Below are 12,765 nucleotides of genomic sequence, written 5' to 3'. Positions count from 1 at the left end.
TGTCAAGAGAGGTAAAAATGCTCATTTCTGCACATGAAAAAAAATGATTGACAACATCGCATGGTTGGAATTAAAGTGATTTCGTAGACTGGTGACTGATCAATCAGAACTGTGTTCCACTTCCAAGTGGCTCTGTTTCTCGGAGCAGAGGGGGCTAGTTCTGTGAGCGAATCCTCTTCCGAAAACGGGGGAGGGTTCTTTTTTTAACATCATTTCCGACTATTTTTATCTGTTTTATGAGTTTAAGCGACGCATTTATTAGGCTACACGCTGCAAAGGAGAGATCAGTATTGATTAAATTTGAGTCCGTCGGCAAAACATTCGGCCCCAAGAATAAACCTATCCGCGCTGTCGAAGATGTCTCCTTAGCTGTTGAGAAAGGAGAAATCTATGGCGTAATTGGATATAGCGGAGCTGGGAAAAGTACGCTTCTTCGGCTCGTGAATTTGCTGGAACGGCCTACGGAAGGCAGAATTCTGGTTAACGATCGTGACGTTACTGAAATCTCGTCCAAGGAGCTTCGTCATCTGCGCAGACGAATCGGGATGATCTTTCAGACCTTTAATCTATTCAACTCCCGAACCGTATTCGGCAATGTAGCCTATCCGTTAAAGCTGGGGGGGTATCCAAAGCATCAGCTCAAACAAAGAGTCGAAGAATTGCTTCGATTTGTCGGATTAGAGGACAAAGCCGATCAGTATCCCGAGCAGTTGTCCGGAGGACAAAAGCAGCGGGTCGGCATCGCGAGAGCGTTAGCGACATCACCGGACATTCTCATCTGTGATGAGGCAACCTCTGCCCTTGATCCAGAAACGACGAATGAGATTCTCAAACTGCTCAAAAAAGTAAATGAGGAGTACAACATCACCATTCTCTTGATCACTCATGAAATGCACGTCATTCGCAGTATATGCGACCGAGTCGCGGTTATGGAGCAGGGGAGAGTCATCGAGGAGGGGAACGTATTCGATCTATTTGCCAATCCGCAGAAACAAACAACCCAGAACTTCATCGGTTCCGTACAGAACGACAAGCTTTCCCCTAAATTACTGGAAAAGTTAAAGAGAGACCACAAAGGAAGGCTGTTTAGAATCATCTACAAAGACGGCATAGCAAGCGAGCCAATCTTGTCGAGGGCTACGAAAAAATATGATGTCGATTTTAACATTATTTATGGCAGCATCAATGAGTTACAGGGCAAATTGTTCGGCAGCCTCATCGTAGAGTTTACCGCAGAGAACGGCAAAATCAACGAAGTGATCAATGAACTGGGAGAGAGCGTCGAGTTCAGGGAGGTTATCGATCATGAAAGTTGATTGGAGTACATTTGGGCCGCGACTTTTAGAGTCGACCGGCCAAACCTTAACGATGGTGTTGGTAACCCTTGTTGTATCGAGTTTGTTCGGATTGATCCTTGGACTTCTGCTGTTTGTTACACGCAAAGGAAACATTCTGGAAAACCGAATCATTTTTATGATATTAAATTTGTTTATTAATATCATTCGCCCGATTCCATTCATTATTTTCCTAGTGACGATCAGTCCCGTAACGCGATTTGTCATCGGCACAACCATTGGAACGTGGGCAGCTGTTTTCCCGATGGCTATCGTGGCTTCATTCGTTATTGCCAGAGTGGTTGAGAATAACCTCGTCTCTATCGATCCGGGCATTATCGAAGCGGCCAAAGCGATGGGAGCCAATTGGTTCCAGATTGTATTCGGCGTACTTGTCCTAGAAGCGCTCGGCCCCCTCATACTTGGTTTAACGTTCATAACCGTTGCGCTTATCGATTTCTCGGCAATGGCAGGAACGGTTGGAGGAGGTGGTTTAGGCCACCTAGCGATGACATATGGCTATCAGCGCTTTGATAGCTCGGTAATGCTAGTCACCATCGTTATCCTTATTATTCTTGTACAGATTGCTCAGTTCCTGGGCAATCGGATCTCGCGCAAGTTTTTGCGCCGGTAATCTGCGGCCTTGTCTTCCAAACAAAAAAAACTATTCGAATGGAGCTGGATTTCAATGAAAAAACAATTATGGCTTAGCTTAGTAGTCATTCTCGCAATTCTGGTGGTTACCGCTTGCGGCAACAAAAATTCCGGGAATAACAAGCAAGCTGCTGCACCGGAAAGCTCGGCGCCGGCATCCGCTGCCGCTGTAGAATCACCTTCTCCGTCACCGTCTCCTGAACCTCCTAAAGAACCTATCAAGGTCAAGATCGGCGTAACCGGATCAGACGGCCCGCAATGGCCGCTGTTTAAGGAAAAAGCGAAAAAGGAACTGAATGTCGATATCCAGTTGATTGAGTTTGCCGATTACACATTGCCTAACTTGGCATTGGCGAATAACGAAGTCGACATTAACTCGTTCCAGCATCTGGCTTTCCTAAGCAAATTTAATGTGGAGCATAATCTGGACATCGTACCGATCGGTTCAACCGTTGTCGCACCGCTCGGTCTGTATTCCCAAAAATACAAAACGGTTGACGAGATTCCAGAAGGCTCCAAAATCGCCATTCCTGACGATCCGTCTAATCAAGGCCGCGGGTTGCTTGTGCTTCAACAAGCAGGTCTGATCAAGCTGAAGGATAACCCAGGTTTGTTTGCTACTCCTGACGACATCGTCGAGAACCCGCACAAAATTAAAATCGTTCCAGTCGTAGCCCAACAAACTCCTCGTGTTCTGCCGGATGTTGCAGCATCGATTATTAACGGTGGTATTGCGGGGCAAGCAGGTCTGAAGCTAGCGGATGCTATTTTCCATGATGATCCTAAAGCCGAGTCGACAAGACCTTATGTCAATGTCTTCGCCGTTCGCAGGGCAGACGTTAATAACGCTACCTACCTGGAGCTTGCTAAACTCTATCAGCAGCCGGATATCGAAGAAGCCGTATTAAAGGATACGAACGGAGCCAGCTTCGTTACGAACATCCCGGTCGAGCAGCTCCAACAAACGTTAGATCAATTGATCGAAAATATTAAAGCGGAAAAAGCGAAGTAATTAAAAGATCTGCACCGATTCTTAGGGACTCCTACGGCTGCTTACCGGTAATTTTACCGGGGAGCAGTCGTTAAGAGTCCGTTGAGCGTATCGGAAGGCGAACACTTGAGTTGTGAAATCAACAAGGAGGAGCAGGATGGGAGACACAAAAGGCGTATGGGGTAGCGATCCTTCGGACAGCTACGATCAGCTTGCAGATCGATTTAGACAGACTTTTCATCGAATTCGGGAAGGCTCCGTTCAGAGAGACTTAAACCGTAAACTGCTATACGAAGAAATCGGATGGTTAAAGGAAATCGGCTTCGGAGCCTTACGGATTCCCCAGGAAAAGGGCGGGTTCGGTGCAACGCTTCCCGAATTTTTCAACCTGCTGATCGAATTGGCGGAGGCGGATTCAAATCTGCCGCAGGCGATGCGAATTCATTTCGGTTTCACGGAGAGAATCTTGGGCTTGCCGGAAGGCGAGCAGCGGGATAGATGGCTGAAGCGGTTGGCGGAGGGGGCTCTCATTGGCAACGCTCAGACGGAGACCGGAGAGTCGAAGGTTGGGAGCTACGCTACGAAATTGTCCAAGAGTGAGGGACACTTGAGGCTAAACGGAGTGAAGTATTATTCGACGGGCACGATCTATGCGGATTGGATCGTCGTGGGAGCAACTGACGAAGAAGACGAATTTGTGACGGCGATCGTACCGGTGACGGCGAAAGGGATCGACATTGTGGACGATTGGGCAGGATTCGGCCAGACGCTTACGGCTAGCGGTACGACGACGTTTGCAGATACGCCAGTGGACAAGGACGAAGTGTTGAAACGCGAATCGTATCCGAAATATGGCACGGCATTCGTCCAGATGGTTCATCTCGCGACATTGGCGGGTATTGCCAGGGCGGCTGCGAGGGATGTCTCGGCGGCGGTTAAGGAACGCCGGAGAACGTTCTCGCATGCGGCAGCCAACACTTCTGCCGAGGATCCGCAAGTGCTTCAGGTTGTTGGGCGTGTGCATAGCCAAGCGTATGCCGCGGGAGCGATCGTATTGAAGGCTGCACAAGCCTTGCAGAGAGTGTACGACATCGAGGCGACCGCCGATGCCGAGTATGCGGATAAGATAAAAGACGAGGCCGATATCGAAGTGGCACAAGCACAGACGGTCGTTGCCAGACTAACGCTGGAAGCCGTTTCTTCCATCTTCGATGCGCTCGGCGCCTCGGCCACCGCCCGAGCGAAAGGGCTGGATCGTTATTGGCGCAACGCCCGGACGATCACTTCACACAACCCTCTGATCTACAAAGAGAGAATCGTGGGCGACTACACGGTTAATGGAACTCGCCCACCTATCGGCTGGCAGACCGGAATTGCAAACAATTAATGTCTTGACCATTTAACTGGAGAAAATGCGAATAGCAGCCCTTTCCAATACAAGGTATATTTCGATCAACCTAAAAAGGAGGAAAGGTATGTCGATTAAAATAGAAGCTCCGCCTGTGGTGGAGCCGGAAGTTGCTGACGTAATTGGACTTGCCTACGAACTTGGGGAGTTGCCGCTCGATCTTCGGCGGAGAGGCATCCCGGCGATTCGATATGCCAGTGCCTATGGAAGCAGCGGTTTGAGGTTTAGCACAAGCACTGCGGCTGATTATACGCTTCAATTCGAGAGTCCAGCGCGGGTGCTGCGGCGTTTATCTTCTGGGGAAGATATTCGCATCGTCGGACTTACGCTTCAGTATCGGCGAGAGTCGATACTCATACGTTCGGAATCGCCTTTTCGGACCGTGGCGGATTTGAAGAATACTAAACTGAATATCACCTATAGCGGCAATCCCGATGAAGTTATCCGCATTCGCGAAGCGAAAAAGAATCTGGATGCCGCGCTTATGCGGACCGGGATCTCGTCGGATAGACTGAATTGGTTAGAACTCCATCACACTGAGGGAGTGGACGATTTAAATGCCGGGAGGCGGGAATTGCAAGCTCTGCTGCTCGGAAAGGTGGATGCCGTCTACGCAAGCAACGCTCTCACTGAGCAGACTCGTCAGTTGCTCGGCGTTCGAGAACTGGAGGATTACATTTCCTATAATCCCGCCGTGGCGGTGTTGACAGCTTCCTCAGGCTTGATTGTAGAACATCCAGAATGGGTGGAACGCATTCTAGCCCATCTCTTCCTTGCTTCCAATTGGGCTTCGGAGAACCACGGCGAAGCGCACAGGTTCGCAGCCAAACAATTCGGTTTGCCCGAAGAAGCCGTTGAGTCTGTCTTTTCGGAGCACCTGTACAAACAATTCGGGACAGCCGTCACAGATGACAATTGGAACCGTCTCGTCCACCTCCAGAAGGAGCTGCAGTCGCTCGATTTGCTGAAACAGAATGTTTCATTGGACGATGCGCTGGACCAAGCAATCATTCAGAGGGCGCAATCGCTCTTGGACGGTGGGCAGATCGAGATTCCCCAGAACGAGCCGATCTCCCAATATGCGGAGAGTGATCTGCCGGACTCGTTCTTTACAGATCGTCAACCAGCTCGGATACTTACTGGGGACGAGGATGCGCTTGAGGCGGCACGAACTTTCGCTGAGGAGATTCGACCGGGTGCTTCGGAGCGGGATCGTCGGCGCAAGCTACCGCTCTGGGAAATGAAGCGACTCGCAGAGCTTGGCTTACTTGGACTGGTTGTGCCGAAGGCGTACGGCGGGCCAGACGTGAGTACCCGCACACTTGTGGAAATCTTCAAGATCATCTCGCACGCCGACGGATCGATTGGTCAAATACCGCAAAACCATCATTTCTTTTTAAAGTCAATCGAGCTTATCGGCAGCGAGGAACAGAAAAGCTTTTTCTTCAGTGAGGTGCTGAAGGGTGCTCAATTCGGCAATGCTTTGGCTGAGCGAAGCGGCAACAAAGGCGAAAAACGAATATTGACCTCGATTAGGAAATCGGGTGGCGAGGAAGGTTATGAACTTTCCGGCAGCAAATATTATTCGACCGGGGCGCTTTATTCCCATTGGATTCCCGTCACTGCACTGGATGAAGATGAGAAGCGATTGACCGCTTTCGTACCGAGACATGCTTCGGGCGTAACCGTGCTGGACGATTGGTCTGGCATCGGCCAGCGTACGACGGCTAGTGGCAGCGTCGTGCTCCGGGAAGTAAAAGTGCCGGAACGCGATCTATTCCAACATTGGAAAATTTTCGAGGGACCGCAGTATTTCTCGGCATTTGGTCAAATCATGCATGCGGCGGTTGACATCGGTATCGCTAAGGCTGCTTTGGAGGATGCGGCGTTGTTCGTCCGAGAGCGCACGCGTCCTGCTTACGGCAGCGGGGCGACCAGCGCGTCGGAGGAGCCAGATCTGATCCGCCGGTTCGGAGAGCTCGGCATTCGCTTGCAAGCAGCGGAAGCATTGCTAGATCGAGCCGCGGACGCCATCGATGCAGCGAAGAAGGATCTGAACGCGGAGACGGCAGGACAAGCCGCATTGACGGTGGATTCGGCGAAATGGCTCGTTACGGAGACCGCGATCGAAATTACGAACGCCCTATTCGAAGTCGCGGGCACATCCTCGATGGATCGCAAGTACAACTACGACCGTCATTGGCGTAACGTCCGCATCCATACGCTGCACGATCCGGCTCGCCTCAAGCTTCATAACGTAGGCAAGTGGTTCCTCAACGGCGTTTATCATGAATTCAAAATTTAGCGGAAATAGTCGACAATGGAGGCAAGCGGAACTTGAAGTATAAAACGGTTGGAAAAACGGGCATTCAGGTGTCAGAGCTCTGTTTCGGGACGATGTCGTTCGGCGGCAACGCCGACAAGGAGACGTCCAAACAATTGTTTCATCGATGCTTGGACAAAGGCATTAACTTTTTCGATAGCGCCGACGTTTACAGCGGCGGGGTGGCAGAAGAAATTCTGGGCGAACTTATCGCGGGCAAACGGGACGAATTGGTCATTACCTCGAAGGCCGGGTTTCAATTCGGAACCGATCCTAACGCACGAGGTGCCTCGCGCAGACACTTGTTTCAGTCGGTGGAGAAGAGTTTGAAACGGCTTAAAACGGATCGTATCGAATTCTATTTTATTCATCGTTTCGATTCGCTAACGTCGATCGAGGAGACAGTACGCGCATTGGATGATCTGCGTCGGCAAGGAAAAATATTATATCCCGCCGTGAGCAATTGGGCAGCTTGGCAGATCGCCAAGGCGCTTGGCATCTCGGCGAGAGAAAGCCTAGCCGGCTTCGAGCTGATTCAACCCATGTACAACCTCGTTAAGCGCCAAGCCGAGGTTGAGCTTCTGCCGCTGGCCGAATCGGAGAAGCTCGGGGTTATTAGCTACAGTCCGCTCGGCGGGGGATTGCTGACCGGTAAATACGGAATCGGCAAGAGGCCTGATTCCGGCAGGCTGGTGGAACAGAGCAACTATACGAAACGCTATGAGAGCCATGTCTATTACGATATTGCGGACAGATTCGCCGCATATTCCCGCGAGCATGGCATTCATCCAGCCACCTTAGCGGTAGCTTGGGTGCTTAGCCACCCGGCGATTACTTCACCGATTATCGGCGCCCGCAATGTAGAGCAACTGGAGCCGTCTCTTGCGGCAGTAGATCTGGATTTCACGGATGAGTGGAGAAACGAGATCACGGCGTTGTCGATCGACCCGCCGCTAGCCACAGACCGCAGCGAGGAAGCATAGCTGTGTTCGAGAGAACGCCCTTATTGCGGCGTTCTCTTTTTAGATCTTTGAATAGTCATTAACCACTCGTTACTTGTTGACGTAACCCGATAACGTCTCTGCGTGGTGGACTTCCAAAAAAGCGGCTGTAATCTCGACTAAATTGAGAGGGGCTAACATAACCTACTTGATAGCACGCCGTTGTCGCATCCATGATTTCGGAGAGCATTAGCCGTCTTGCTTCATGCAGGCGAAGTGCTTTTTGGTATTGTAAAGGACTCATTGAAGTAATGGATTTGAAGTGCACTCGAAAAGTGGATTCACTCATGTGTACCATATCAGCCAATTCAGCAACCTTTATTTGATCGGAGTAATGATCACGAAGCCAAGTAATCGCTCTCGTTACTCGATTGGCTTCCGATCCTGGAAAACCAAGTTCGGCGATGCGAGCTCCAATAGGGCTGCGCAGAACTCGGATTAAAATTTCATCCATCGCAAGGGGGCCAAGCAATTCTGCATCACTGGTATTCGTCAAACAATTCAACAGTCTTGATGCAGTGCTAATCATCCCTACGTCGGCATCCAGAATAATACCTGCGCTCCATTTCGTTACGGCTGGCACGCCCTTTGGATATACTCGGAGGGCTAATTCAGCAATTTTATGCGGGTCTAGAACCAATTTCACGCTTAGATAAGGCTCACGATGGCTAGCTTGAGTGACCTTCAAAGCAATAGGAAGGGCAACGGGAAGCATCAGGATTTGCGATTGATGGAATCGATAGACCTCTTGCCCAACGGTCACAGTCTTAGCACCTTGAGCAACGATTAACATGGAGGGCAAGTCGAATGAGTTTACAGAGTTTTCATTGACTTGCGAATAACGACTGACGGACAGGCTAGGGATGCGTTTCCCGAAAGTTCCATCATATGGGGCGTGGGTGCTGATAAGGCTAGCTAAGCGAGCTGTTTCTGCAGCAAGTGATTCTTTTGATTCCATCAATGTCGACAGTCTCCTCTGACTACCTTTTTTCATTTATTTGGCGTATAATCCAAGTAAATGCATAGGAATACAATAGATCATCTATAGGAGGATGAATGATGAGCAAAAAAGTGGCGGTAATCGTTGGAGCGGGGCCGGGTGTCAGCCTGCATGTTGCCCGTAAATTCGGTCAAAATGGCTTTCATGTCGTATTGGCGGCACGCAGTGAGACGGCATTGGAGCAATTCGTGTCGCAGCTGCGAAATGAAGGGATTACAGCAGATTATACCATAGTTGATGCGGGCAGCCCGGCTTCTATTGAATCAGGCTTTCAAACGATCAAAGAGCAGTATGGCTCGCCGGAACTGTTGATCTACAACGCTGCGATCATCGAGGCGCTCCAACCGTCTTCCTTAACGAACGAAACGCTCACCCGGCACCTTCAGGTCGATGTGATCGGAGCGGTGGAGAGCGTCCGTCAAGTGCTGCCGGATTTGCTGGAGAAGCAATCCGGAACGATCTTAATTACGGGCGGCGGCCTCTCTTTGTTTCCTGCTGCGAGTTACTCTGCGCTGTCCATCGGCAAGGCGGCCGTACGCAATTATGCGCTCACGCTGAGCGAGGAGCTTAAGCCTAAGGGAATTTTCGTCGGCACGGTGACGATCGCCGGAAGCGTAAAGCCGAATACGTATTACGATCCGGCGGTCATCGCGGATGCTTATTGGAAGCTGCATGTCGAACGCAAGGAGCATGAAATCTTATTTAGACAGCCCTCTTAAATCGACTGTTGCGGCAGTGAATGCAAGCCGGTCGTGATGAATTCTGTCCCGACCGGCTTTGTCAGGTATTGACCCACAATACTCAAAAAAGCTTTTGCCGACAGCACGAGCGCGCGTTCATCAATGTCGAAGCGGGGGTGGTGGTGCGGATAATGGGTTCTCTCGTCCGCTCCGCGCGCGCCGACATAGAAGAAACTGCCCGGTTTATGCTGCAAATAGTAGGCAAAGTCCTCAGCACCCATTCGCCTTTCCAGTTCTTTAATGATGGCATCGGGCATTGTATCGGCGATAGCCTCGCGCACAATCGAGGTTTCCTTGTCGTGATTGACTAGCGTGGGATAGCCGCGCAGATAGTCGATGTGAATGGACGCGTGCGAGGCGCGCGCCACTCCGTCGGCAATGCCCCGGAGCTCCTGCTCGATGAGGTCTCTGGCCTCGGGATCGAAGGTGCGGACCGTACCCTCCAGCAGCGTCTTTTCCGCGATAACATTAAACGCAGTGCCGCCTTGAATTTTACCGATGCTGACAACGGCAGGCTGCATCGGATCAACTCTACGGCTGACGATGTGCTGCAGCTGTCCGACCAGGCTGCAGGCAATTGCAATCGAATCGACCGTTTCGTGAGGACGGGCTGCATGCCCGCCTCTTCCCTCGACTTGGATCGTGAAGGCGTCAGCGGCAGCCATGAAGCTTCCGCTGCAAAACCCGATTTGACCGACTGGCAGCTCAGTGGAAAGATGAATGCCGAACACGGCATCCACGTCATGAAGACAGCCGTCGGCAATCATGGCCTGAGCGCCTCCCGGGGTCTTCTCTTCCGCATGCTGGAACAGAAATACGACCGTACCGTGCAGTTGCTCCCGCTGTTCGCTTAGCAGCGACGCGACCCCTAGCAGTGATGCGGTATGTCCGTCATGCCCGCACGCGTGCATAACGCCGGGAACGGTCGATGCGTATTCGGTCTGCTTTTCGTCCTGGATCGGCAACGCGTCGAAATCGGCTCTTAGCGCGATCGTCGCGCCCGGATGACTGCCCCGTAGCACGCCCAGCACACCCCCGCCGCCTACGCCTGTGCGCACTTCCAGTTCAAGCTTCTCCAGCTCGGCTGCTATAAAAGCGGCCGTCTGCTTCTCCTCGAACGACAGCTCGGGATGCCGATGCAAATATCTGCGCCAGCCGACAATACGATCCTCAAGCTTGTCCTCAACCTCTTGATGCCAGCGAACAATAAGTGACTCTGTCATAGATAATCTCACCTTTCTGTTGTCATTTATTTCATCCTTCGCCACTGTATAATTTATACTAATCCCATAGGATTAATTAGTCAATGAAATTAAAAATAGTACAAAATTCATTTAATTAATTCCATTTTATTAATTTCGGTTGAGAGTATCATTAATGACATGACATCGCCGCTCAGAGCTGCAGCGCCAACATTTCTACAGACAGGTGTTGAGTTAGAACTTACGCAAAAGAGGGATGATAAAAATGAAAGCGGTTTTAGACATCGAAGCAAATGCCACAATCAACAGAAAAACCCGAAAGAACAATTTCATACAAGCGATAAAGAGAGATTATCTGCTATATTTACTCTTACTGCTGCCAATGGCGTATATGTTCATATTTAAATATGCTCCAATCTATGGAATTTTAATGGCGTTTCAGGATTACAACATCTTTCAAGGAATCAGCGGCAGCGAATGGGTGGGGCTTGATGTCTTCAAATTCATTTTTGAACAAAATAGTTTTTACCGAGCTCTGACGAATACACTTGTTTTGAACTTTCTGGATTTAATAGCGGGTTTCCCGGCACCCATCATACTGGCCATTTTGCTGTATGAAATCCAATTTAAGAGATTTAAAAAAATAACCCAAGCTGTTCTGTACTTGCCGCACTTTTTGTCCTGGATCATTATCGGAGGGATGGTATTTCTGCTATTTTCCGCGAATGGCATGGTGAATACCGTTCTAAACGATCTTGGTTTAGGCAAAATTGAGTTTCTCTCTGATAAAACGAACTGGCTGATCATGTATGTCCTTGTTGGGATTTGGCAAAATGCAGGATGGGGCACCATCCTATATTTAGCGGCAATAACCGGAATCAATAGGGAGCTATACGAGGCAGCGGACATTGATGGGAGCAGCAGACTTCGTAAAATATGGCATATTACTTTGCCAGGAATTAAGCCTACAATTATTATTTTGCTTATCTTACAAATAGGAAAGATGCTCTCGATCGGGTTTGATCGACCCTACGTTATGGGGAACTCACTAGTAATCGAAAACTCCGATGTCATTAGTACATTTGTATACCGTGTAGGGATCGGGTCTGGCGATTTTTCGCAGGCAACGGCAGTTGGACTGTTTCAGTCTGTCGTAGGATTAGTATTTTTGGTAACGGCAAATTATATAGCTAAAAAAATTGGCGAGCAAGGAATTTGGTAAGGAGGGCGAGACTGTTGATCAGAAAAAGAAAAACGAATGTTGCTGATATCGTGATTATCCTAATTCTTACTGGCGTAGCGATTACTTGTCTGGTTCCATTCTTATATATGATTGCGCTTTCCCTAAGCTCGAATAATGCGATTATCTCTCAGAAGGTTACACTTTGGCCGGTCGAATTCACAATCGAAACCTATAAAACGATCTTAAACGATATGGAGATGATTTATACACTAGGCTACACGATTGTGCTTACCATTCTATTTACATTCGCTTGTATGTTTTTAACGATATGTGCGGCATATCCGCTTACAAAGAAAAGATTAAAAGGAAGAAACACGATCTTATCCATTATGGTGTTTACCATGTATTTTAGCGGAGGTTTAATACCGAGCTACATGCTGGTAAAGGAACTGGCATTGACAAATACCATGATGGGGTTAATTTTGCCCGGTGCTATGAGCGTATTCAATATGATCATCCTAAAAACCTTTTTTTCAGAGCTTCCGGAAAGCTTGGAAGAGTCGGCAGCTATAGATGGCTGCAATGATCTAGGGATACTTTTTCGCATTGTTCTTCCGTTATCTTTGCCTGCCATAGCAACTTTAAGCCTCTTTTACGCGGTTGATAGATGGAATGGTTTCCAGGATGCGCTTTTTTATATCACCGATAAGAACTTGTATCCCATGCAATTAAAACTGTACCAAATCATAACGGCAAATCAGCAGTTAGATTCCCAGCAAGGCGAAGGAAGTATGGGGGCTTATATTGTTCCTGAGTCATTGAAGGCAGCAAGCGTAATGTTTGCAACAATCCCTATATTGCTGATTTACCCTAAACTTCAAAAATATTTTGTTGACGGTGTCATGACGGGGGCAATTAAAGGGTGATCA

The 12,765-nt window shown here is 49.3% G+C and carries 11 protein-coding genes; 9 read left to right on the top strand and 2 right to left on the bottom strand.

Annotated features, from left to right (window positions below):
* Positions 1 to 290 precede the first annotated feature (290 nt).
* The 6 genes from FPZ45_RS04120 to FPZ45_RS04095 all read left to right on the top strand — a co-directional run bounded on the left by FPZ45_RS04120 (position 291) and on the right by FPZ45_RS04095 (position 7,693).
* The gene (locus FPZ45_RS04120; protein WP_246120314.1) at positions 291 to 1,316 is read left to right on the top strand and encodes a methionine ABC transporter ATP-binding protein; all 1,026 of its coding nucleotides are present in this window, start codon (positions 291 to 293) and stop codon (positions 1,314 to 1,316) included.
* The gene (locus FPZ45_RS04115) at positions 1,306 to 1,968 is read left to right on the top strand and encodes a methionine ABC transporter permease (protein ID WP_144698718.1); all 663 of its coding nucleotides are present in this window, start codon (positions 1,306 to 1,308) and stop codon (positions 1,966 to 1,968) included. Before FPZ45_RS04120 ends, FPZ45_RS04115 begins: the two co-directional genes overlap by 11 nt.
* A gap of 54 nt (positions 1,969 to 2,022) precedes the next feature.
* Complete coding sequence (locus FPZ45_RS04110) at positions 2,023 to 3,000, top strand: MetQ/NlpA family ABC transporter substrate-binding protein (RefSeq protein WP_144698716.1); 978 nt, start codon at positions 2,023 to 2,025, stop codon at positions 2,998 to 3,000.
* A 136-nt stretch (positions 3,001 to 3,136) separates the two neighbouring features.
* Positions 3,137 to 4,366: an acyl-CoA dehydrogenase family protein gene (locus tag FPZ45_RS04105; protein WP_144698714.1), complete on the top strand. Its 1,230-nt coding sequence runs from the start codon at positions 3,137 to 3,139 to the stop codon at positions 4,364 to 4,366.
* Positions 4,367 to 4,454: 88 nt separating this feature from the next.
* Positions 4,455 to 6,692: an SfnB family sulfur acquisition oxidoreductase gene (locus FPZ45_RS04100; protein WP_186438223.1), complete on the top strand. Its 2,238-nt coding sequence runs from the start codon at positions 4,455 to 4,457 to the stop codon at positions 6,690 to 6,692.
* Between the two features lie 32 nt (positions 6,693 to 6,724).
* On the top strand, positions 6,725 to 7,693 hold the full coding sequence (locus FPZ45_RS04095) for an aldo/keto reductase (RefSeq protein WP_144698710.1): 969 nt from the start codon (positions 6,725 to 6,727) through the stop codon (positions 7,691 to 7,693).
* Positions 7,694 to 7,751: 58 nt separating this feature from the next.
* Here the strand turns inward: FPZ45_RS04095 and FPZ45_RS04090 are convergent, their stop codons facing one another.
* Complete coding sequence (locus FPZ45_RS04090) at positions 7,752 to 8,669, bottom strand: AraC family transcriptional regulator (protein WP_246120313.1); 918 nt, start codon at positions 8,667 to 8,669, stop codon at positions 7,752 to 7,754.
* A 98-nt stretch (positions 8,670 to 8,767) separates the two neighbouring features.
* Between FPZ45_RS04090 and FPZ45_RS04085 the strand changes: the two genes are divergently transcribed.
* Positions 8,768 to 9,430 carry an SDR family NAD(P)-dependent oxidoreductase gene (locus FPZ45_RS04085; protein ID WP_246120312.1) on the top strand — a complete coding sequence of 221 codons (663 nt, stop codon included), beginning with the start codon at positions 8,768 to 8,770 and terminating at the stop codon, positions 9,428 to 9,430.
* On the opposite strand, the gene FPZ45_RS04080 is transcribed toward FPZ45_RS04085, so the two are convergent.
* Positions 9,427 to 10,674, bottom strand: a complete 1,248-nt coding sequence (locus FPZ45_RS04080) for a M20 metallopeptidase family protein (protein ID WP_144698706.1) — start codon at positions 10,672 to 10,674, stop codon at positions 9,427 to 9,429. The genes FPZ45_RS04085 and FPZ45_RS04080 overlap by 4 nt on opposite strands.
* A 244-nt stretch (positions 10,675 to 10,918) precedes the next feature.
* Between FPZ45_RS04080 and FPZ45_RS04075 the strand changes: the two genes are divergently transcribed.
* Positions 10,919 to 11,875, top strand: a complete 957-nt coding sequence (locus tag FPZ45_RS04075) for an ABC transporter permease (protein WP_144698704.1) — start codon at positions 10,919 to 10,921, stop codon at positions 11,873 to 11,875.
* A gap of 17 nt (positions 11,876 to 11,892) precedes the next feature.
* Positions 11,893 to 12,762, top strand: a complete 870-nt coding sequence (locus FPZ45_RS04070) for a carbohydrate ABC transporter permease (RefSeq protein ID WP_222430759.1) — start codon at positions 11,893 to 11,895, stop codon at positions 12,760 to 12,762.
* The last annotated feature ends 3 nt before the right edge of the window (positions 12,763 to 12,765 follow it).

The organism is Cohnella terricola (assembly GCF_007786475.1).
Taxonomy (GTDB): domain Bacteria; phylum Bacillota; class Bacilli; order Paenibacillales; family Paenibacillaceae; genus Cohnella; species Cohnella terricola.
The sequence above is the reverse complement of the archived record's forward strand: the minus strand, read 5'-3'. Positions and strand labels throughout refer to the sequence as shown.